Genomic DNA, 20590 nt, shown 5'->3' on the forward strand with positions numbered 1-20590 from the left:
TTAGGTGATATCCGCAGACAGTGAATGTCAGGTTAAACGCGCTAATTCATTGAGGGGTAGTTGAGGGCAACCGGACCACACACCCGGCTGCCCCTGATTGTGTCAGCTGCCGAAGCCACCGGAACCGGGTTGTCCGCCGGAACCGAAACCTCCGGAGCCACCCGAGCCGAAGCCGCCGCTCCCGCCGGTGTTACCCGGCCCTCCGGAACCGAAGCCGCCGGAACCGAAGCCACCGCTCCCGCCGGCGCTACCGGGACCGGCCTGACCGCTACCGCCGAAGCCACCGAACCCGCCGCTGCCGGAAGCAGAACCGGTGTTCCCGGTCCTGGTTCCGAAGGAGCCGCCGGCCGGAGTGGTGGGCGGCTCCGGTTCCGCCAGCTGCTCGGCGAGGACGCCGGCCTGGGTCGGGGCATTCTGAATGATGTCGTTGGCCAGTCCGGCGCTGTCCTCGACGGGGGTCCGGGCGAGCACCACCAGGTCCATCCGGCCGGGATCATCGGGACGGGCTGCGAGGAACCAGTTGTTCTGGACCGCGACCGGGAGGCGGGCGTGGCCCTTCTCCTGCTTGCCCTCGCCACTGATGGAGGGAGTCTGGGAAACCAGTGCCACTGGCGCCGCGAAGGGGTTGAGCTGGAAGCTCTTGACCTTCACGGTGTAACTGTCGGCGTTGAACTGCCGGCCGTTGTTGACGATCTGGCTCTGGCCGGCGGTGACCGGGTCGATCTCCGGGCGGGTCCGGCCTTGGTAGGTGAGTACCCCGTTCTCGTACTCCACGGGGATCCGGATGGCCCCCATGCTGTCCTTCGGGATCTTCGCGGTGAACCAGCGGACCGCATAGAGGATCAGCAGCGGGATCAGCAGGGAGAGCACCAGGGCAAGGACGAAGGCCGCCGCGAAGGTTCCCCGGTCGATGGGGACAGACAGGTCGCCCTCAGTCGGGACGTCGGCGACGGTCTCGTTGGCACCCTCGAGGTTGGAGACAGCGATCGGCAGGGTGCCGGAGACGAACCCGTCCCGCAGCGAGTCGGTGCTCAGCTCCACCGGTAGCGTCGCCTGCTCATCCATCTGGAGGACCAGAGCGTTATCGGGGCTGTTGTACGTGCTGGCCACGGCGATATCCGAGACACCGTCCGGGAGGGTGGACGCGGCGACCCGGCTGTCGGCGGGGATCCAGACCCGGCCCGGCCCGGTGACGGGCACGTCCACGGTGATGTTCTCCGCTTCGGCACGGAAGCGAACCTGACCGGGCAGCTGCGGCATGTCCCGCTGGGTGACGGTCAGCTGGGTGGTGTTGAGGATGGGGCTGAGCAGGGTGCCCGGCGCGCCACCCTCTCCACGGGTGGTGATGGTGGTCCGGGCCTGCAGTGTGCCGATGGCGGGCAGCTGTCCGATGGCGTCGAGGGGGATCTCGAGTTCGCCGCCGGAGAAGTCGACGCCCTCGGCGAGGAGTACCTCGCCGGTGTCCGGGCCGGTGAAGCTGAGGTCGAGCAGCGCCTGGCCCTCCAGCGGGCGGGTCTGTCCATCGCGGTCGATGAGCCGCAGGGTGAGGGGGTCATCGTTACGCAGGTTGAGGCCACCGGTGGCCTCCCCGCCGGTGGAGGAGAAGACGACCTGCAGGTCGGGCTGGATCTCCACGGAGTTGAAGACCCGGCCGTCGGCGGCCGCTTCGTCGAAACCCTGGAACTGCAGGGACCAGGTGCCGGCCCAGTCGCCGCCCTGTTTCAGGGTGAGGGTGCCGTCGGCCTGCTGCACCGGGTCGGTGGCCGCGTCCCAGCTGACTTCGCTGGAGGGGAGTTCCCCGGTGCCGGTGTCGGCCAGGGTGATCGTCTCCCCGCCGGGGGCGGTCAGCACGAGGTGGGCGTCGGGGCCGAGGTCGTCCTTGGCGATGGCGGTGAACCGCACCGTGGAGATCGAGTTGTCCAGGGAGAACCGGAAGGGGTCGCCCGCGCGGGTCTCGCCGGTGGCCTCACTACCGGTGGCCAGGGCCTCGCGGAAGGCGGCGAAGAGTCCGCCGACGTTGTCCGCGGTGAAGAACGCACCGTTGGGCGGGAGCTGGCCGCACGGGCTGCCCGTGCCCTGGGTGATGCCCTGGAAGAGGGTGAAGTCGGAGGGGTTGTGCGGGGCGGACAGGCCGATGCCGATGTTGGTGATGTTGGCGCCGCGCAGCCGGTCCGCGACGCCACCCGGGGTGCACAGTGCCGCCTCAGCGACACCCGCGCCTTCGGCCGCGGTCAGGGCACCGTCGGTGAAGGTGACCACCATGCGGCAGGGGTCCTCGCTACCGGAGCGGGCGAAGTCCTGGTAGGCACCGTCCAGGGCCCGGGCGTAGTTGGTGTACTGCTCCCGGGTGCGGTCGGCGAAGGCGGCGACGAGTTCCCTGGTCTCCCCGGCGGAACCCTCGTCGAGGACGGTCCACTCCCCGTAGTTCTCCGGGTCGGTGGCCCCGGACTTGTACTCCTGGCCGAAGCCCGCGACCCGGACGCGGGTCTCCAGGTCCCCGTCGCGCTGCTTGGCCACCAGTTCATCGATGAAGCTCTGGGCGGCCGGAACGCGGTGGTGTTCGACATCCGCGCCGGGGGCGTCCGGGTTGACGGAACCGTCGCGGGCCTCGTGGATGAGGCTCTCGGTCTCGTCGATCATGATGATGACGTCGAGGGCCCCCTTGTCGGCGATGCACGCCCCGACATGGTTGAGGGAGGCCTGCCCGCCCACCGGCAGCGCTTCCTGCGCCAGTCCGGTCGAGGTGCCCAGCACACCGCTCAGACCGGCGACCAGGCCGGCGACCAGCATCCGCAGGGTGTTCCTCTTCATGCTGCTCTTCATCCGGTTCACAGCTTTCCCGCCCACTGGGCGATGTCGATGGCGGACCACAGCACGGCGACCGCCAGGACGGCGAAGGTCAGGACGGCGACCACCCTCTTCCAGCCCACGCGGGTGAAGAAACCGGCACCCTTCCGCCTGTTCACCTCCGTGAAGTACCAGCCCAGCAGCGAGATACCGAGGACCCCGGCCAGGAACCAGGCGAGGAAGGACCACAGCGCCCAGGCGGAGTCGGTGGCCACGAAACCACCGAAGGTGAGCATGACGTTCAGGCCGATGCCCACCAGTCCGAGAAGGAGGCTGGGGAGCAGATGGAGGACGGGCTCCGAGCTCGCCTTCGTCGACCGGGAAGGGGTGGGTGCGGCGGAGAACTGACCTCCCGGGCCGGGGCCGGTGGAACCTCCCGGGGGGCCTCCGAACGAGCCTCCGGAATACGGAGTGAATCCTTGCGCCATTGCTGCTCCAGCGTCATCTTGAGAGTGGGGGTGTTCTGATATCAGAGAGACTTTAGTTGGTCCACCTGGGGTCAGCACGATTCCGGCGGCACCGGAACTAGACTTTCACCCCATGAGTCTCTCCCCGAACGCCTCTGATATCAATCGTCTGCATGACCATGTGGAAGGCCAGCGCGACCGGATCTTCGCCGATCTCGCCGCGCTCGTCTCCTTCAACTCCGTCCACGCCGAACCCGGTTGCGAGGCCGACAACGCCGCCGCGGCCACCTGGGTGGAGGGCGCACTCACGGAGCTGGGACTGACGGTGCACACCCACCCCACGGTGGACGGCTCCACCGCCGTCATCGGCCGTCAGGAACCCGCGGAGGGGATGCCCACCGTCCTCCTCTACTCCCACTACGATGTCGTGCCCGCCGGCGACCCGGCGCGCTGGACCGCCGATCCTTTCACCCTCACTGAACGGGAGGGACGCTGGTACGGCCGCGGCGCCGCCGACTGCAAAGGCAATCTGGCGATGCACCTGGCGGCCCTGCGCGCCGTCGAGGCGGCCGGCGGTACCGGACTGGGGTTGATCGTCCTGGTCGAGGGCTCCGAGGAGCGCGGCGGGGCAGGCCTGGAGGCCCTGCTTGCCGACGACCCCGAACTCTTCCGCGCCGACGCCATCCTCATCGCCGACTCCGGCAACGTGGCCGTGGGTGTGCCCACCCTGACCACGATGCTGCGCGGCGGCGCGCAGCTGACCGTCACGGTGGACACGCTCCGGGCCCCGCAGCACTCGGGGCTGTTCGGCGGTGCGGCCCCTGATGCCGTCGCCGCCCTGGTCCGCATCCTCGACTCCCTGCGCGATGAGCACGGCCGCACCGTCATCGACGGTGTGGACTGCACCGGCACCTGGGTCGGTGAGCCCTATGACCGCGCGGACTTCCGCCGGGACGCCGGCATTCTCGACGGTGTGGAGATCATGGGCACCGATGCGGATGAGGCCGCCGACATGGTCTGGGCCCGCCCCGCGGTGACCATCACAGGTTTCACCTCCACCCCGGTGGCGGAGGCCGTCAACGCGGTGCCGGCCACGGCCGCCGCGCAGCTCAACCTGCGCGTGCCCCCGGGGATGGACGCCGCGGATGTCGCAAAGCGGCTGGAGGGGCACCTGAAGGCCCACACCCCCTGGGGTGCACGCCTCACCGTCGAGACCGGGGACGTGAACAACCCCTTTGCCACGGACATCAGCGGTCCCGCCCTCGCCACGCTGCGCGACTGTCTTGCCGCCGCCTACGGGACGGAGCACACCACCACCGTGGGCTCCGGTGGCTCCATCCCGCTCACCCTCGCGCTGCGTGAGCAGTTCCCGGACGCCGAGATCGCACTGTTCGGGGTCGAGGAACCACAGACCACCATCCACTCCCCCGATGAGTCCGTCTCCCCGGAGGAGATCGTCCGCATCGCCACGGCCGAGGCGGCATTCCTGCAGGTCTGGGGCCGATGACAGATTCGGCTTGTGCATCTGCCGCAATCAGGGTTACCCTGTCGGTGTGACGTACAACATTGCTCTTCAGCGAGTAGCCGAGGCTACGAACCCCAGTGCGGGATAGGGACTGACTCCCCGCACCTGGGGTAGTAGTCGTTAAATCCTTCCCGTCGCTGAAGAGTCGGTCCACTCAACTCCACCTTCTTTCTGAAGAACCCGAGGACCGTCATCATGTTCCAGAACACCGCTTCCCTGCCCGTCACCACCCACACCAGCACTGACACCGATCAGGACCCCTTCAGCACCCGTTTCGGCAGCGATCACCGCCTGCCCCGTGGTCTGCGGGAAGAGTCCGCCGGCATGTCCTGGCCACTGTTCACCGCCACCTACGCCCCCGCAGCCGATATCCGCGTCACCCGTCTGGATGCCATCCGCGGCCGTGGTGGCCAGCAGCACTACAGCGTCGAGCTGACCCGCACCTCCAAGACCACCCAGCCTGTCACCGAGACCCGCAACATCACCGCCATGGGCCCGGCCTCCGCCGTCACCCACCTGCTGGCTGAAGCTGGCCGGCACGTCGAGATCCTCTCCTTCCACCAGGCCGAGCTTTTCGAGGCGACCGTCACCTTCGTCAAGGTCGCCCACCAGCACAACGAGAACCGTCAGTGCTGGGCCATCGGTTTCGGACCGACCCCGGATGCCTCCATCGCCTCCGCCCTGGCCTCCGGCGCCCAGCGCATCTACGGGTGATGACTGCCCCGGTCCCCCCTTCCCCTCACGCGGAACCTGTCCCCGGGTTCCGCGTTCTTTTTCTACCCGGTGGAAGAAGTGCAGGAGAGCGAATACATAACCGAGTGCCCCCGCAGGGGAACGCAACGGCCCCATATATACAGTGATCGGTTAGACTGGTTTTTCGTTGGCCGCGCCGTTTTCGACGCCGCCTTAATCTTGGGTGTTTCTCAGTGCTCTCGTCTGCCCGCCATCGCACCCGGTGGGGATTCGCGGAGATCTTACTGCCGCTGGGGGCAGCACGCACGTTGGCGACGACAACATCGGACCGCGGTTCTCGCTCTGTCCTGTCCGCCCACATGCGAAGGGGAACAACGCAGACGTGCTGTTACTTCTTGCCGCCCTGACCATCACCGCACTGGTCGCACCTCTGCTCATCCGGACCATCGGACGGGCCGCCTTCGGGCTGCTCGCGATCGTGCCGGCTGCCGGCTTCTTCTGGGTGCTCTCCCTGTTCATCGGGGGCAGATTCACTGACGGCGGAGTACTATCGTCCACCACGGAATGGATGCCGGCCGCCCACCTCAACCTGGAGTTCCGGCTTGATTCCCTGGCAGGCCTGTTCAGCCTGATCATCCTGGGCGTCGGAGCCCTGGTGCTCTTCTACTGCTGGGGCTACTTCGACTCCAACCCCCGTCGCCTGTCACTCTTCGGGGCACAGATGGTGGCCTTCGCCATGGCGATGTTCGGGCTGGTGATCTCCGACAACTTCCTGTTGATGTACATCTTCTGGGAAATCACTTCGGTGCTGTCCTTCCTGCTGGTGGGCTACTACGGCGAGCGCGCGTCGTCGAGACGCTCCGCCGGGCAGGCGCTCATGGTCACCACCCTCGGTGGCCTGGCAATGCTGGTGGGCATCATCCTCCTGGGCCGGCAGACCGGCATCTGGCGGTTGTCGGAGATCGCCACCTTCACCGAGGTGGCCACCACCCCGCACATCACCGCCGCGATCGTGCTCATCCTCGCCGGTGCCCTGTCGAAGTCCGCCATCGCCCCGGGCCATTTCTGGCTGCCGGGTGCGATGGCGGCCCCCACCCCCGTCTCCGCATACCTGCACTCCGCGGCGATGGTCAAGGCCGGCATCTACCTGGTTGCCCGCCTCGCCCCGGACTTCAACGTGATGAACACCTGGCACCTGGTGGTGATCCCGCTGGGTCTGCTGACCATGCTCATGGGTGGCTGGATGGCCCTGCGCCAGAAGGACCTCAAGCTGGTCCTGGCCTACGGCACGGTCTCCCAGCTGGGTTTCATCACGGCGACGGTCGCGGTGGGTTCCCGGGAAGCCATGATCGCCGGCCTGGCGCTGACCTTCGCGCACTCACTGTTCAAGGCGACGCTGTTCATGATCGTCGGCGCCATCGACCACACCACCGGCACCCGGGATATCCGGGAACTCAGCGGCCTCGGCCGCCGCCAGCCGCTCATCGCGGGCCTGGCGGTCATCTCGGCGGCCTCCATGGCCGGCGTGCCCCCGCTGCTGGGTTTCGTGGCCAAGGAGAGCGTCTTCGCCGCCATCCTCGACGAGCAGCTGCTGGTGGGCATGCCCCGCAACCTCATGCTGGTGGGCATGGTGCTCGGCTCTGTGCTCACCGTGGCGTACTCACTACGTTTCCTGCACGGTGCCTTCGCCACCAAGCGCGAGAAGCACGAGACCGGCGGCGGCACCTCGGAAACCGTCACGGAGATGGCCCCCATCGGCCCGCGCCTGTGGCTGGCCCCGGCGGTGCTCACCGCCCTGACCGTGTACTTCGGTTTCTACCCCGCCCAGCTCTCGGGCGCGATCGTCGTCCACATGGACAACGTCCTGCCCCTCGGCCCGGGCGAGGCGGGGACCTACCTGGCGCTGTGGCACGGCTTCAACCTGCCACTGCTGCTGTCGGTGCTGATCATCCTCACCGGTTGTGCCATGCACTGGCAGCGTGACCTGGTGGCGAAGGCCCAGTTCGAGCAGCCCGCCCTGGGCAGCGCGGACTCCGCCTACGACTCGGTCCTGGATTTCCTGCGCACCCTCTCCCTGCGCCTGACCGCCTCCACCCAGCGTGGTTCCCTCGCCGTGAACCTGGGCATCATCTTCAGTGTGCTCATCGCGCTGCCGAGCGTGGCCCTGATCCTGGGCGAGCGGACGGACGTGCGGATGGTGCTGTGGGACTCCCCCTGGCAGGCGCTGGCTGCCGCGGTGATCATCGCCGCAGCGATCGCCGCCACCCAGATGGACAACCGTCTCTCCGGCGTCATTCTCGTCGGTGTCACCGGCTACGCCCTGGCAGTGATCTTCGCGCTGCAGGGCGCCCCGGACCTGGCGCTGACCCAGACCCTGGTGGAGACGGTGCTCATGGTCATCTTCATGCTGGTGCTGCGCAAGCTGCCCACCAGCACGGAGTGGACGCAGTCGCCGAAGACGAACCGGGTACGGGCCTGGCTGTCCGTGGCGGTGGGTCTGTCGGTGACGGTGGTGACGATGTTCGCCATCAACGCCCGTTCCCAGGACCCGATCTCGCAGTACATGCCGGATCTGGCCTACGAGATCGGCCACGGCGCCAACGCCGTGAACGTGCTGCTGGTGGACCTGCGCGCCTGGGACACCTTCGGTGAGGTCTCGGTGCTGGTCATCGCGGCGACCGGTGTCGCCTCGCTGATCTACCGCACCCGCCCCTTCAGCCGCACATCCCGACGCCCCACGCTGGCCGTCACCGGCCGCCGCTGGCTGGCCGCGGGCGTGGAGACCGAGCGTGCCCAGAACCGTTCCCTCATGGTCGACGTGGCCACGCGTATCCTCTTCCCCTCGATGATGGCGCTGTCACTGTTCTTCTTCTTCGCCGGCCACAACGCCCCCGGCGGTGGTTTCGCCGGTGGTCTGGTCGCGGCCCTGGCCTTCACGCTGCGCTACATCGCCGGTGGTCGCGCCGAGCTGGAGGAGGCACTGCCGGTCGATGCCGGCCGCATCCTCGGCACCGGCCTCGGCCTGGCGGCGCTCGCCGCAATCTGGCCGATGTTCCTGGGCCATCCCCCGCTGACCTCGGCCTACACCTCTGTGGATCTGCCGCTGATCGGCGGCATGTCACTGCCCAGCGCCCTGCTCTTCGACGCCGGCGTCTACCTCATCGTCGTCGGTCTCATGATGCACATCCTCTCCTCGCTGGGTGGCCAGCTCGACCTGGAGGAGGAGATGCGCAAGCAGCGGGCCCGCGACCGAGCCCGTTCCATGGCACGCGCAGCGGAACGCCGCCAGATGATGACGGCCTCAACAAGCACCAACCCGGAAGGAGACGAGTAGATGGTGGCGAACCTCGTCCTGCTGCTGGCAGCGGGCACCCTGATTTCCACGGGCGTGTACCTGGTACTTGACCGCGCTATGACGAAGATGATGCTGGGGCTGATGCTCATCGGCAACGGAGCGAACCTGCTCATCCTGCAGGCCGGCGGTTCCGCCGGCTCCCCGCCGATCATGGGCCGCGAATCGCTGCTCTACGGCGAGAAGATCGCCGACCCGTTGGCACAGGCGATGATCCTCACCGCGATCGTCATCTCGATGGCGATGACGGCCTTCATCCTCACCCTGGCCTACCGCCAGTACCGCTACCGCACCGCGGACGTCATCGAGGACGACATCGAGGACGCCGCCATCGCGGCGCGCCCCGCCACGGCAAGTGCCGCCCCCGACCACGATGCCTCCGACGACCCCTCCACCGGCCGGATGACCAGCGAAGGTGACGCCTTCGGACCCCGCTCCTTCGAGGCGCCCGTGAAGGGGGAAGAGGATGCCTGAGATGTACCCCTTCGTGGACGCGCTCCTGCCGTACATGCCCTTCCTCATACCACTGCCGGTGATCCTGCCCGCGGTGGCCGCCGCCCTGGCGCTGCTCGCCGGCCGCCACCCGGCTCTCCAGCGCACCATCGCGCTGGGCACACTGACCGCGCTCATCGTCCTCACGGCCGCCATGGTGCTGGTCGTGGACCTGGAGGGCATCCAGACTGTCCAGCTCGGCGGCTGGGACGCACCCATCGGCATCACCCTGGTGGCCGACCGGTTGTCCACGGTGATGCTCACCGTCTCCTCCATCGTGTTGTTCTGCGTCATGTGGTACGCCATCAGCCAGGGTGTGCGCGACGGCGGCAAGGACGAGCCGGTCGCGGTGTTCCTGCCCACCTACATGCTGCTGAGCATGGGTGTGAACATGTCCTTCCTGGCCGGTGACCTGTTCAACCTCTACGTAGGCTTCGAGGTCTTCCTCGTCGCCTCCTACGTGCTGCTGACCCTCGGCGCCTCACCCTCCCGCGTGCGCGCCGGTGTCTCCTACGTCATGGTCTCGATGGTCTCCTCCATGATCTTCCTCTTCGGCCTGGCCATGGTCTACGCCGCAGTGGGCACAGTGAACATGGCACAGATCGGCATGCGCATGGACGAGGTGCCCACCGGCACCCGGGCCGCCATCTTCGGTGTCCTGCTCGTGGCCTTCGGCATCAAAGCTGCGGTCTTCCCGCTGGACGCCTGGCTACCGGACTCCTACCCCACCGCTCCCTCCCTGGTCACAGCCGTCTTTGCGGGTCTGCTGACCAAGGTCGGCGTGTACTCCATCATCCGGATGCGTTCGGTGGTCTTCACCGACGGTGCACTCGACGGGCTGCTCATGTGGGTGGCGCTGGCGACGATGCTCGTGGGCATCCTGGGTGCAATGGCGCAGAACGACATCAAGAGACTTCTGTCATTCACACTGGTCAGCCACATCGGCTACATGATCTTCGGCATCGCGCTGGGCTCCGCCCAGGGCTTGTCCGGTGCCATCTTCTACGCCGTCCACCACATTCTCGTGCAGACCGCCCTGTTCCTGGTCGTCGGGCTCATCGAGCGGCAGGCGGGCACCTCCTCCCTGCGCCGACTCGGCTCCCTGGCCTACACCGCCCCGGTCATCGCGCTGCTGTACTTCATCCCGGCGATCAACCTGGGTGGTATCCCCCCGTTCTCCGGCTTCCTGGGCAAGATCATCCTGTTGGAGGCCGGTGCCAACGAGGGTGGTTTCCTGGCGTGGCTGCTCATCTGCGGCGCCGTGGTCACCTCCCTGCTCACCCTCTATGTGATGGTGCTGGTCTGGTCCAAGGGTTTCTGGCGCGACCGCAAGGACGCCCCCGAGGGCAACGTCGCCATGGCGCGCCCCGCCCCGTTGGCCGATGTCACCGACGAGGTCGAGTTCGTCGAGCGTGACGACGTCGGCCGCATGCCCGTCGGGATGGTCGCCTCCACCGCAACCCTCATCGCCGCCTCCCTGGCGGTGACGGTGCTGGCCGGGCCGATCGCCGGAATCACCGGCCGCGCGGCGGAATCCGCCCAGGACGTGAACATCTACCGCACCGCGGTGCTGGGCACCAACGCCGACAACCCCGGCCGCACCGTCGACCAGCAGCGCCTGGACGACGGCGCCGACCGCCTGCGCAACCGTGACCACCAGCTGCCCGAGCCGCAGCCCGCCATCGAGGAGGCCCAGCAGTGATCGCCGGAATCCGCCGCCGTTTCCGCCCCTGGTTCATCGTGTGGATCACCATCATGTGGTGCATGCTCATGGGCGAGGTCACGTGGGCCAACATCATCAGCGGCCTGCTCGTGGGTGCCCTGGTCGTCTTCGGGCTGCCGTTGCCCGCCATGCCGATCGCCGGGCTCCACGTGAAGTGGGGTCAGCTGATCCTGTACATGCTCGGCTGGCTGCGCGACCTCATGGTCGCCTCCGTGAAGGTCGCCTGGCTGGCGTTGCGGCCGGCCGACCCGCCGAGGTCGGCCATCGTCCGGGTGCCCATGCGGGTGTCCAACGAACTGGTGCTGTCGTTCGCCACCGTGCTCTACAACCTGCAGCCGGGTGGTTCGGTCAGTGACATCGACATCGCCAACCGCATGTGGACGGTGCACCTGCTCTCCGCTGACGACGAAGAGGCCCTGGCCCACGAAATCGAGAACGTCGCCCGACTGGAACGCAGCATGATCCGCATCTTCGAGAGGAGCTGACATGGACGCCGCACTCTATAATTCACTGCTGCTGGTCCCGGCGGGTTTCTTCGCCCTGTCCTTCATCATCATCATCTGGGGCATCCTGAAGGGACCCAACTCCATGGACCGGATGCTCAGCTTCGACGGTTTCGTCGCCATGCTGCAGTGTGCCCTGGCCACCTACATCGTCTGGACGCTGGACACCACCGTCGCCAACGCGATGCTGGTCATCGCGCTGCTCGGCTTCATCGCCTCGGTGTCCGTCGCCCGCTTCCGCAAGAGGGACGGTTCCTAGATTGACCTACCAACTGTTCGCCGACGTCACCTCCCTGGTGCTCATCCTCGTCGGAGCCTTCCTGGTGTTCTCGGCCGCCGTCGGCGTGGTGCGTTTCAAGGACACGATGTCGCGCATCCACGCCATCACCAAGCCCCAGACCACCGGCCTGATCCTGACGATCCTCGGTGCCCTGCTCAAGGTCACCGGCTCCCCGTCCTTCGGCCTCGACGAACGCGCGGACCTCGGGGTACTTGTCCTGCTGGTCGTATTCGCGGGCATCACCTCACCCGTCACCGCCCAGCGGCTGGGACGTGTCTCGCGCCGTGAGGGTCTCTACGGCGCGGCCGAGGACATGTCGCGTAACGACGCCCCCACCGAACGCTCCCTGCGCCGCCGCTAGGCGGGGTGTTCCGCCAGGAAGGCGGCGATCCGGGAGACAAAGCCGGCGGGGTCGGTGCGGTGGTCGGTGTCGTCGAGAAGCAGCGTCGGTGCGGTGATCGCGGCGACGTCGAGGTCACGGGCCTGCGCCACCGATTCGACGAGCGCGTCCTTGTCCACACCGCGGCGGCGCAGCAGGAAACGCGGCAGGAGTTTCACTGCCCTGACATGCGTCTCGTCCGGCCGGGGCAGGCCGGCGAGCACGACGTGGCTGATGCGGTGGGGCTGCTCTTTCGCGATGCCAGCCGCCACCAGCGCCCCCGTGCCCTGGCCGACCAGCACCACCTTCCGCAGCTCCTGCCGGTCGAGGTACTGCTCGGCAGCGAGACGCTGCTCGACCGGGGAACCGTCCCCCAGGTTGGGCAGCCAGGCTTTCCAGTCCGAGGGCAGGGCGCGCACCACACCGGTCCAGGTGTCCGGCATCAGCCCGGCTGGATGCAGCAGAACGATGTCAGGCATCGGGGGTCAGTTCCTCCATCTCGTCGCAGGTGGCGTCGATGACGGCCTTCCAGTCGCCGGTCTGCTGGAATACCCGGCGCTGACGCTGGTAACCGGCTCCGCGTTCCAGGATCTCCGGGACGAGGTTGAGTTCCTCCAGGCAGCCGAGTTCCTCGGCCAGGGGGGCGAGCTCGTCAATGAGTTCCGCGAGTTCCTGGGTCACCCAGCGCTCGTCGGTGGCGCGGGAGGTGATCACCAGGGCCTCCAGACCGTAGCGGGCGGCACGCCACTTGTTCTCGGCCACGTGCCAGGGCTGCAGGATGGGCAGCTCCTCACCGCGGTCGATCATCCGGTCGTAGTGGACGACCAGGCAGTGCGTCAGCGCGACCACCGCCGCCAGTTCCCGCAGGTTGGAGGTGGCGTCGGAGACACGCACCTCGATGGTGCCCCAGCGGGAGGCCGGTCGGATGTCGAAGTGCATCGACCCGGTGTGGTTGATCACGCCGGAGATGCCCTGGTCGTGCATGTAGGACTCCCAGTCCGCCCAGGAGGTGAACTGGTACGGCATGCCGGCGGTGGGCAGCTGCTGGTAGAGCATGGTGCGGTTGGAGGCGTAGCCGGTGTCCAGCCCGTCCCAACCCGGTGAGGAGGCGGTCAACGCCAGCAGGTGGGGGTATTTCGTCATCAGGGCGTTGATGATGGGCCACACCCGGTCCTCGTGTCGGATACCCACGTGGACGTGGATGCCCCAGATGAGCATCTGCTGGCCCCAGTAGCGGGTGCGGTTGATGATCTCCGCGTAGGTCATCTTCGCGGAGACGGGGTTCTTCCGGAAATCCGAGAAGGGGTGCGAGCCGGAGGCCCACAGGCGCAGGCCCAGCTTGTCGGCGGCCTCCTTCACGCAGGCCAGATCATGGGAGAGCTCGGTGATGGCCGCCGGGACCGTCTCGTGCACGCCGGTGACCAGCTCAACGGTGTTCTGGAGGAATTCCTTCTCCAGGTGCACCTCAGGGTGTGCGGCCTTGACCAGGTCGATGATCTCCTCGGCTTTTGGTGCGAGGTCACGGGTCTCCGGGTCGACCAGCGCGATCTCCCACTCAACGCCGAGGGTGGGCCTCGGGGAGCGCGCGAACGGGATCGGCTCGACGGCCATCAGAGTGCCACCTGGTCGACGAGGACGAGCGTGAGGTCATTGCGGCCGTCGGTGCCGTCCGGCAGGGATTCGTCGTATTCGCGGGCGACACCGCTGACCCGGTCGGCCAGCTCGCGGGCGCGTTTCTCCGTGTCCGCATTGCCGGGCTGGAAGAAGACGGTGGTCTCCGGGAGGATCAGATCCGACAGGTTGCCCACTTCGCCGAGGCGGTAGCCCTCGCCGTCGAGGGTGTCGGCAACATCGGCGGCCAGGTTGGGCACCAGTGAGTTGTTGAGCACATGGAGGCGCTGCGGCTCAGCCGCCACGCCCCCACCGCGCGGGGCCGGCGGGGTCCGTTCCCCGCGCTCCTCCTCATCGCGTGTGTCCTCGGCAGCCGCCTCCTCATCGGTGGCCCCCTCCTCCGCTGTCCCCTGCTCCGGGTCCTCCCCGGCCGCGGTTCCCTCTTCCTCTGGGGTGGTCGCCGTCGCGGTGGCGGGCGCTTCGGTGGTGACCTGGGCGGCGGTGTCGGTGGAGTCGTTGCCCTGAGTGGTGGCGTACAGGCCCCACATCGCCAGGAGGGCAGCCACGGCGATGAGGACCATGGCCAGGCCACGCAGGGGCAGTCTCGAGGCGGTGCCCTCGGTGCCTTCGGTACCCGGCTCCGATTCGGTGGCGGCGGGCTGATTCTCCGGATTCACATTCGTCACAGTAGTCACTCTAGCTTTCTTCTTCACCGTCAGCGCGCTGACGTTCCTCCGCTCGCCTGTCGCGGATGCGCCGCAGACGCGCGGTCAGGACAGGATGGGAGGCCATGGCCGCGGGGACATCGATGAGCAGATTGAGGCGTTGGTAATAACGCACCGGGCTCATCCTCAGCTCCCGGCGGATCAGCTCCTCCTTCACGCCGGCGGAGCGGGGCGCCTGCTCCTCGAAAGCGAGGAGGCGGGCGTCGGCGTCGCTGAGTTCGGGCATGCCTAAACTGTATGCCATGACGATCCGCCCGATTGTGATCCACGGCGACCCCGTGCTGCACAACCCCACCCGCCCCGTCGACCCCGCCGACATCCCCAGCGAAGAGATCCAGACCCTCATCGCGGACATGTACGAGACGATGGACGCCGCCAACGGCGTCGGCCTGGCCGCCAACCAGATCGGCGTCGATCTGCGCCTCTTCGTCTACGACTGCCCCGACGACGAGGGCGTCCGCCACCGGGGCTGCGTGATCAACCCCGCCCTGGAGACCTCCGAGGTCCCGGAGACCATGCCCTCCGACGACGGTTCCGAGGACGAGGGCTGCCTCTCCGTCCCCGGCGAGGGCTGGCCCACCCCCCGCGCTGACTGGGCGAAGGTCACCGGCCTCGACTCCGAAGGCAACCAGATCGAGGTCGAGGGCACCGGCTTCTTCGCCCGCTGTCTCCAGCACGAGGTCGGCCACCTCGACGGCTTCCTCTACACCGACGTGCTCATCGGCCGCTTCCGCCGCCAGGCGAAGAAGACCATCAAGGCCAACGGTTGGACCGCCCCCGGCCTGACGTGGCTGCCCGGCGAGGACGAGGATCCCTTCGGGCACTAAATGGGTATCTTCCGATCCGACGAGGTGGGCGTCGGCGACCGCGTGGTCGTCCGGCGGCGGCTCCCCGACACCCCAGGCCACTACACCGACGTCATCGGCCACATCCTGTCCACCGACCCCCTGACCGTCCGCCCCCAGTCCGTCGGCGGCCTGCCCTCCTCGGCGCCCGCGGTGGAGATCCCCGCCGAGCTGGTACAGGTGGTCAAGCGGCTCTCGCCACGGACCATCCGCAACTCGGACATCCGCGCCGTCGAGGTCGCCACGGCCAAGGCCTTCCCCGGCATCGAACACACCTGGACCGCCGACGGCCAGTGGCTCATGCGGGCCGGTGACGGCATCACGGAGCGTTCCAACTCCGCGGCACCCCTGGGCCGTTCCGCTGGTTTCGCCCCCCTGCCCCTCGAGGAGATCGCCGCTTTCTACCGGCGCCACGGCCTGCCGGTGAAGGTGCTCATCCCGGAACGTATCGGACGCCCGGCGGAGAAGCTCGTGGAGGCCGGGGGTTGGGAACTCGGTCCGGAGATCATCGTGATGACCCGTTCCCTCGGGGATCTGCCCGCCCCGGAACAGGAGCCGGGACTGATATTCTCCGTCGACGACCAGCCTGATGAGGACTGGCTCGCGCTCTACAACTTCCGCGGCCACCCCCTGCCCGTCCATGCGCTGGAGCTGCTGCGCGGCCAGATAGACGGCCGCATGGGCTTCGGCCGCCTGAGCACCCCGACCGGGGAGACGGTGGCCATCACCCGTGCCACACTGACCTCCTCGGAGGACGACCGGCTGTGGCTGGGCTATTCCGCCGTCGAGGTCGCCGCCGCCTATCGACGCCGCGGTCTGGGCACCCGACTCGGGGCCGAGATGCTCAGTTGGGGTGCCGCCAACGAGGCGACCGACGCCTACCTGCAGGTCATCGCCACCAACACCGCGGGCCGCGCCCTCTATGCCAAGCTCGGTTTCATCGAGCACCACCGGCACCGCTACGCGCGAATGCCGGAATAGGGACCGGCAGGGGACTTTCCAGGCCGACCGTTGGCACCTCAAGCCGGGACCCGTAAACTGTGACGTGGAACACCAACTGCCCCGCCGCCCCCCACTCCCGGGAGTCCCACATGACCATGCAGTTCAGCCCCAACATCAGTTTCCCCGGCAACGCCACCGAAGCCCTCCGCTTCTACCACGAGGTATTCGGCGGTGAACTCGACATCATGACCTACGATGACATGCCGGACATGAACTTCCCCTTCGAACCCCCGGCCGGCACCGTCGCCCACGCCACCCTCAACTCCGGGACCGTGTACATCGCCGGCGGGGACGCCATGGGCCCGGACTCCCCTGGCCTGGCCTCCGAGGCGTACTCCTTCCTCCTCCAGTTCGACAATGTCGTCGAGGCCAGGGATTACATCGTCCGTCTCACCGCTGGCGGCGGCGAGGTCACCATGGCCTTCGAGAAGGCCCCGTGGGGCGACTACTACGGCCAGGTGACCGACCAGTTCGGTGTCGTCTGGATGCTCAACGCCGCCGACAACTGACCCTGCCCCTGCCCATCCCCCGCATCCGTGCAGTACAGGTAGTGTGTACGGCATGCGGATCGTCAACTGGAACGTCAACTCTGTGCGCACCCGCGCGGACCGGATCGTGGATTTCCTCACCCGCCACGATGTGGATGTTCTGGCGGTCCAGGAGACGAAATGCTCGGATGCGCAGTTTCCCTACGAACGCTTCCACGCCGCCGGCTACGAGGTCGCCCATGAGGGCAGCAGCCAGTGGAACGGTGTGGCGATCATCTCCCGGGTGGGGATCACTGACGTCGAGAAGCAGTTTCCCGGACAGCCCGGCTTCGACAAGGACCCGAACAATCCGCAGGTCGTGGAATCCCGCGCCATCGGGGCGACCTGCGGCGGGGTGCGCGTCTGGAGTCTCTACGTGCCCAACGGCCGGGAGATCGCCGACCCGCATTACGACTACAAGCTGCGCTGGCTGTACAACCTCGGCTTCCATGCCGAGAACTCCCTGCGCCGTGACCCCCACCAGAAGACCGTTTACCTGGGCGACTTCAACATCGCCCCGCTGGACGAGGACGTGTGGGACATCTCCTTCTTCGACGGCAGGACCCACGTGACGGAGGCCGAACGGGTCGTCTTCGAGGGTCTGCTCGACACCGGACTCGTCGAGGTCACCCGACCGCTCGCCCGCGAGCGCTTCACATACTGGGACTACAAGGGCCTGCGCTTCCAGCGGGGCCAGGGCATGCGCATCGACTTCCAGCTGGCCACCCCGACACTGGCGAAACTCGCGCAGCGGGCCTTCGTGGACATCGAGGAGCGCGCCGGCAAGGGCGCCTCCGACCATGCCCCGGTAGTCGTCGACTACGTGGGTAAGCCGAACTTCGACGAGGTCCGTTAGCCGCCGTGAGCCTGGCCCTCGACCTCAGCGGCTGGCAGCTCGTCGGCCTGATCATCGACTACACGATCAAGATCCTCGCCATCGGCCTCGTACCGGAGGGCAGGAGGCCGAGTTCCTCGACGGCGTGGCTGCTGGCGATTCTCCTGCTGCCCTTCGTCGGCCTGCCACTGTTCCTGCTCATGGGTTCGCCCTACATCAACCGGCGCCGCCACCGCATCCAGCAGGAGGCGAACGTCATGGTCGAGGACGTCCAGTCAGAGGTCCCGGACTGGCCGGCGGGGGCGGACCTGCGGCCGGCGGTCCAGTCGATCACCCGACTCAACCGGCGCCTGACCAACCTGCCGGCCGTCACCGGATATAACCACGGCGTCCTCGGCGACTACGACGAAACCATCCGGCGGATGGCGCAGGCGGTGGACGAGGCCGAGAGCCACGTCCACGTGGAGATCTACATCACCGCCTGGGATGACACGACGGATGTGTTCTTCCGCGCGTTGGAACGCGCGGTGCAGCGCGGGGTGAAGGTCCGGTACCTCTTCGACCAGATCGGTTCGATGAAGTACCCCGGCTACCTCAGGTTGGGCCGCCGCCTCACCGAGATCGGGGTGGACTGGCGGCTGATGCTGCCCGTGAAGCCGTGGCGGCTGCGCTTCCGCCGGCCGGACCTGCGCAACCACCGGAAACTGCTCATCATCGACGAGCGGGTGGCGTTCATGGGGTCGATCAACATGATCGACCGCTCCTACCTGGTCAGGGGCAATATCAGGGCCGGCCGGAAATGGGTCGACGTGATGGTCGAGCTGACCGGCCCGGTGGTCGCATCGATGGCCTTCGTGTTCGCGGTGGACTGGTACACGGAGACCAACGAGATGCTTGAGGTCTCCCCATCCCTGGAGGGGCCGGACAGCGCCGGCCCAGGGGACAACCTCAACATCGTGCAGCTGGTCCCCTCCGGCCCGGGATACACCACCGAACCCAACCTGCGGATGTTCAACTCCATCCTGCACCTGGCCAGACACCGCCTGGTCCTGTGCTCGCCCTATTTCATCCCGGACGAGTCCCTGCTGGAGGCGGTGACCTCCGCCTGCTACCGCGGGGTGCAGGTGGATCTGCTGGTCTCCGAACAGTCGGATCAGTTCATGGTCCACCATGCGCAGTCCTCCTACTACCAGACCCTGCTGGAGGCGGGCGTGCGCATCCACTTCTTCCCCGCCCCCTACGTGCTGCACTCGAAGTTCATCCTCGCCGATCCGGGGATGGAGGGCAGCTCCATCGGCACCGTCGGATCCTCGAACATGGACATGCGCAGCTTCGGCCTCAACTACGAGTCGACACTGATGATCACGGAGGGCAACCTGCTCGTGCAGCTCGATGAACTCGCCCGGGCCTACCTGGCCGTCTCCCGGCAGCTGTCGCTGGAGGAGTGGAACGACCGGAGCTTCGCCCGGCGGTACCTGGACAACGTCATGAAACTGACATCCGCCCTCCAATGACGGCCAATCGTGGAAAGCGACCACTGGTGATAGATTCAGGTGTACGTGAGCTGTCCTGAAGATGTCCGGAAAGTTAAGGGGTGAGGCATGACCGCTGGACGTACCCGTCCCGTCCCCCTGCCCGGTACGCAACACTTCATCAACCCCCGGAAGATCCCCGCTGAGCGGGACTTCGTCGCACTCTCCACCTTCGGCGCCACCGTGCGCTGGATGGGGGTCGCCGGTGCTGTCCTGATGATGATCACGGCGATCTACCTCATCCTCGACGGCGCCCAGGGACTGGGCACCGGCACCGTGGCCAGGCTCTTCGAACTGGCCACCAACCCCTTCATCGGTCTGCTCATCGGCATCCTCGCCACCGCCGCCATCCAGTCCTCGACAACCGTGACCACGCTGACCGTCGCGGCCGTAGGCACCGGTGCCGTCTCGGTCCCCGTGGCGATCCCGATCATCCTGGGCGCGAACGTCGGCACAACGGTCACCGCCTCTCTGGTTGCCTTCAGTTACGTCGGCGACCGCGCCAACTTCCGCCGGGCCTTCACCTCCGCCTCGCTGCACACGTGGTTCAACCTCACCTTCGTCTGCCTCATCTTTCCCCTGGAGCTGCTCTTCCAGCCGCTGCAGCGCTTCACGAACCTGGTGGCCGATTCCCTGCTCGCCGAGGGCACCACCGGAACCAGCCGGGGCCTGTTCACCCTCTTCTCCCCGCTGATCGGCGCCATCGGCACCGATGGTCTCCTCGGCTCCCTCCTCTCCCCCCACATCGCAGCGATGGCCGGCATCGTGCTCGGCGTGGTGCTGGTTCTCACGGCGGTGCGCATCCTCAACGCCCAGCTGTCCGTCCTCACCGCCGCCGCCACCCGCACCCTGCTGGAACGCTCCTCCGGTGCCTCCGATGCGCTCGGGGTGTTCTCCGGGACGGTGGGCACGGCAGCCGTCCAGGCCTCCTCGATCACCGTGTCCTCGTTACTGCCCTTCGCGGTGTCGAAATCGCTGAAGCTGCGCGAGATCCTCGCCCTCACCCTCGGCGCCAACGTGGGCACCACCCTCATGGCACTGATCACCGCCCTCGCTGTCCCGGGTTCCCTGGGTCCCTATGCAGTCCAGGCCGGCCTGGTGCACGTCACGTTCAACACCACGGGCACACTGCTTGTCCTGCTCATCCGACCCCTGCGCGAATGGCTCATCCGGCTGGCCGAACTCTCCGGCCGACTGGCCGCGCGCGGCTACTCCTACGCCGCCACCGCCATGCTCCTGGGTTACTTCCTCATCCCGGCAGTGGTCATCCTGATCTACACGCTCCTGAGCTGACCACCGGCCCCCACACCGG

General features: G+C 67.4%; 20 protein-coding genes. 14 read left to right on the forward strand and 6 right to left on the reverse strand.

Annotated features, from left to right (window positions below; all coding sequences use genetic code 11):
- Positions 1-102: 102 nt before the first annotated feature.
- Positions 103-2811, reverse strand: coding sequence for a vWA domain-containing protein (locus EAH68_RS03060; protein WP_241228265.1), 2709 nt, complete (start codon positions 2809-2811; stop codon positions 103-105).
- Between the two features lie 17 nt (positions 2812-2828).
- A complete protein-coding gene (locus EAH68_RS03065; RefSeq protein WP_126119854.1) occupies positions 2829-3275 on the reverse strand; it encodes a hypothetical protein in 447 nt (148 codons plus the stop codon).
- 112 nt (positions 3276-3387) lie between these two features.
- Here EAH68_RS03065 and EAH68_RS03070 point away from each other — a divergent pair, with 112 nt between their 5' ends.
- The 8 genes from EAH68_RS03070 (at position 3388) to mnhG (ending at position 12183) form a co-directional block, all read left to right on the forward strand.
- Complete coding sequence (locus EAH68_RS03070) at positions 3388-4761, forward strand: dipeptidase (protein WP_126119855.1); 1374 nt, start codon at positions 3388-3390, stop codon at positions 4759-4761.
- Positions 4762-4974: 213 nt separating this feature from the next.
- Positions 4975-5493 (forward strand): acetyl-CoA acetyltransferase, encoded by a 519-nt coding sequence (locus EAH68_RS03075; RefSeq protein WP_241228266.1) that lies wholly within the window; start codon positions 4975-4977, stop codon positions 5491-5493.
- Positions 5494-5854: 361 nt separating this feature from the next.
- On the forward strand, positions 5855-8806 hold the full coding sequence (locus EAH68_RS03080; protein WP_126119857.1) for a Na+/H+ antiporter subunit A: 2952 nt from the start codon (positions 5855-5857) through the stop codon (positions 8804-8806).
- A complete protein-coding gene (locus EAH68_RS03085; RefSeq protein ID WP_126119858.1) occupies positions 8807-9298 on the forward strand; it encodes a Na(+)/H(+) antiporter subunit C in 492 nt (163 codons plus the stop codon).
- Position 9299: 1 nt separating this feature from the next.
- On the forward strand, positions 9300-11018 hold the full coding sequence (locus EAH68_RS03090) for a Na+/H+ antiporter subunit D (RefSeq protein WP_439647604.1): 1719 nt from the start codon (positions 9300-9302) through the stop codon (positions 11016-11018).
- Positions 11015-11524, forward strand: coding sequence for a Na+/H+ antiporter subunit E (locus EAH68_RS03095; protein ID WP_126119859.1), 510 nt, complete (start codon positions 11015-11017; stop codon positions 11522-11524). Before EAH68_RS03090 ends, EAH68_RS03095 begins: the two co-directional genes overlap by 4 nt.
- 1 nt (position 11525) lies before the next feature.
- Positions 11526-11801 carry a monovalent cation/H+ antiporter complex subunit F gene (locus EAH68_RS03100; protein WP_126119860.1) on the forward strand — a complete coding sequence of 92 codons (276 nt, stop codon included), beginning with the start codon at positions 11526-11528 and terminating at the stop codon, positions 11799-11801.
- Between the two features lies 1 nt (position 11802).
- Positions 11803-12183, forward strand: coding sequence for a monovalent cation/H(+) antiporter subunit G (mnhG, locus tag EAH68_RS03105; protein WP_126119861.1), 381 nt, complete (start codon positions 11803-11805; stop codon positions 12181-12183).
- Here mnhG and EAH68_RS03110 read toward each other — a convergent pair.
- From EAH68_RS03110 to EAH68_RS03125, 4 genes are read right to left on the reverse strand one after another with little or no spacing between them, the layout of a single operon-like run.
- A complete protein-coding gene (locus tag EAH68_RS03110) occupies positions 12180-12680 on the reverse strand; it encodes an alpha/beta fold hydrolase (protein ID WP_126119862.1) in 501 nt (166 codons plus the stop codon). The two genes, mnhG and EAH68_RS03110, sit on opposite strands and share 4 nt — an antisense overlap.
- Positions 12673-13812, reverse strand: a complete 1140-nt coding sequence (locus EAH68_RS03115; protein WP_126119863.1) for a glutamate--cysteine ligase — start codon at positions 13810-13812, stop codon at positions 12673-12675. Before EAH68_RS03115 ends, EAH68_RS03110 begins: the two co-directional genes overlap by 8 nt.
- Entirely contained in the window at positions 13812-14498 is a 687-nt protein-coding gene (locus EAH68_RS03120; RefSeq protein ID WP_241228267.1) for a LytR C-terminal domain-containing protein, read from the reverse strand. The genes EAH68_RS03115 and EAH68_RS03120 overlap by 1 nt, the downstream gene beginning before the upstream one ends.
- 10 nt (positions 14499-14508) lie before the next feature.
- Positions 14509-14781 carry a DUF3263 domain-containing protein gene (locus EAH68_RS03125; protein WP_126119864.1) on the reverse strand — a complete coding sequence of 91 codons (273 nt, stop codon included), beginning with the start codon at positions 14779-14781 and terminating at the stop codon, positions 14509-14511.
- Here EAH68_RS03125 and EAH68_RS03130 point away from each other — a divergent pair.
- The 6 genes from EAH68_RS03130 to EAH68_RS03155 all read left to right on the forward strand — a co-directional run bounded on the left by EAH68_RS03130 (position 14780) and on the right by EAH68_RS03155 (position 20571).
- On the forward strand, positions 14780-15364 hold the full coding sequence (locus tag EAH68_RS03130; protein WP_126119865.1) for a peptide deformylase: 585 nt from the start codon (positions 14780-14782) through the stop codon (positions 15362-15364). The genes EAH68_RS03125 and EAH68_RS03130 overlap by 2 nt on opposite strands.
- Positions 15365-16363 (forward strand): N-acetylglutamate synthase, CG3035 family, encoded by a 999-nt coding sequence (locus EAH68_RS03135; RefSeq protein WP_126119866.1) that lies wholly within the window; start codon positions 15365-15367, stop codon positions 16361-16363.
- Between the two features lie 110 nt (positions 16364-16473).
- The gene (locus tag EAH68_RS03140) at positions 16474-16893 is read left to right on the forward strand and encodes a VOC family protein (RefSeq protein ID WP_126119867.1); all 420 of its coding nucleotides are present in this window, start codon (positions 16474-16476) and stop codon (positions 16891-16893) included.
- Between the two features lie 52 nt (positions 16894-16945).
- Positions 16946-17767, forward strand: coding sequence for an exodeoxyribonuclease III (locus EAH68_RS03145; RefSeq protein WP_126119868.1), 822 nt, complete (start codon positions 16946-16948; stop codon positions 17765-17767).
- Between the two features lie 5 nt (positions 17768-17772).
- On the forward strand, positions 17773-19260 hold the full coding sequence (cls, locus tag EAH68_RS03150; protein ID WP_126119869.1) for a cardiolipin synthase: 1488 nt from the start codon (positions 17773-17775) through the stop codon (positions 19258-19260).
- Positions 19261-19347: 87 nt separating this feature from the next.
- Entirely contained in the window at positions 19348-20571 is a 1224-nt protein-coding gene (locus tag EAH68_RS03155; RefSeq protein WP_126119870.1) for a Na/Pi cotransporter family protein, read from the forward strand.
- Positions 20572-20590: the final 19 nt, after the last annotated feature.

The sequence above is a fragment of the Corynebacterium hylobatis genome, from assembly GCF_003955685.1.
GTDB lineage: Bacteria > Actinomycetota > Actinomycetes > Mycobacteriales > Mycobacteriaceae > Corynebacterium > Corynebacterium hylobatis.

Excerpts from the sequence above, each read along its gene's own strand:
- EAH68_RS03130 (WP_126119865.1), top strand. The coding sequence starts at position 14,780 with ATGACGATCCGCCCGATTGTGATCCACGGCGACCCCGTGCTGCACAAC.
- EAH68_RS03115 (WP_126119863.1), bottom strand. The coding sequence starts at position 13,812 with ATGGCCGTCGAGCCGATCCCGTTCGCGCGCTCCCCGAGGCCCACCCTC.
- EAH68_RS03085 (WP_126119858.1), top strand. The coding sequence starts at position 8,807 with ATGGTGGCGAACCTCGTCCTGCTGCTGGCAGCGGGCACCCTGATTTCC.
- EAH68_RS03140 (WP_126119867.1), top strand. The coding sequence starts at position 16,474 with ATGACCATGCAGTTCAGCCCCAACATCAGTTTCCCCGGCAACGCCACC.
- EAH68_RS03100 (WP_126119860.1), top strand. The coding sequence starts at position 11,526 with ATGGACGCCGCACTCTATAATTCACTGCTGCTGGTCCCGGCGGGTTTC.
- EAH68_RS03090 (WP_439647604.1), top strand. The coding sequence starts at position 9,300 with ATGTACCCCTTCGTGGACGCGCTCCTGCCGTACATGCCCTTCCTCATA.
- EAH68_RS03060 (WP_241228265.1), bottom strand. The coding sequence starts at position 2,811 with ATGAAGAGGAACACCCTGCGGATGCTGGTCGCCGGCCTGGTCGCCGGT.
- EAH68_RS03110 (WP_126119862.1), bottom strand. The coding sequence starts at position 12,680 with ATGCCTGACATCGTTCTGCTGCATCCAGCCGGGCTGATGCCGGACACC.
- EAH68_RS03125 (WP_126119864.1), bottom strand. The coding sequence starts at position 14,781 with ATGGCATACAGTTTAGGCATGCCCGAACTCAGCGACGCCGACGCCCGC.
- EAH68_RS03135 (WP_126119866.1), top strand. The coding sequence starts at position 15,365 with ATGGGTATCTTCCGATCCGACGAGGTGGGCGTCGGCGACCGCGTGGTC.
- EAH68_RS03065 (WP_126119854.1), bottom strand. The coding sequence starts at position 3,275 with ATGGCGCAAGGATTCACTCCGTATTCCGGAGGCTCGTTCGGAGGCCCC.
- EAH68_RS03145 (WP_126119868.1), top strand. The coding sequence starts at position 16,946 with ATGCGGATCGTCAACTGGAACGTCAACTCTGTGCGCACCCGCGCGGAC.
- EAH68_RS03070 (WP_126119855.1), top strand. The coding sequence starts at position 3,388 with ATGAGTCTCTCCCCGAACGCCTCTGATATCAATCGTCTGCATGACCAT.
- EAH68_RS03075 (WP_241228266.1), top strand. The coding sequence starts at position 4,975 with ATGTTCCAGAACACCGCTTCCCTGCCCGTCACCACCCACACCAGCACT.
- EAH68_RS03155 (WP_126119870.1), top strand. The coding sequence starts at position 19,348 with ATGACCGCTGGACGTACCCGTCCCGTCCCCCTGCCCGGTACGCAACAC.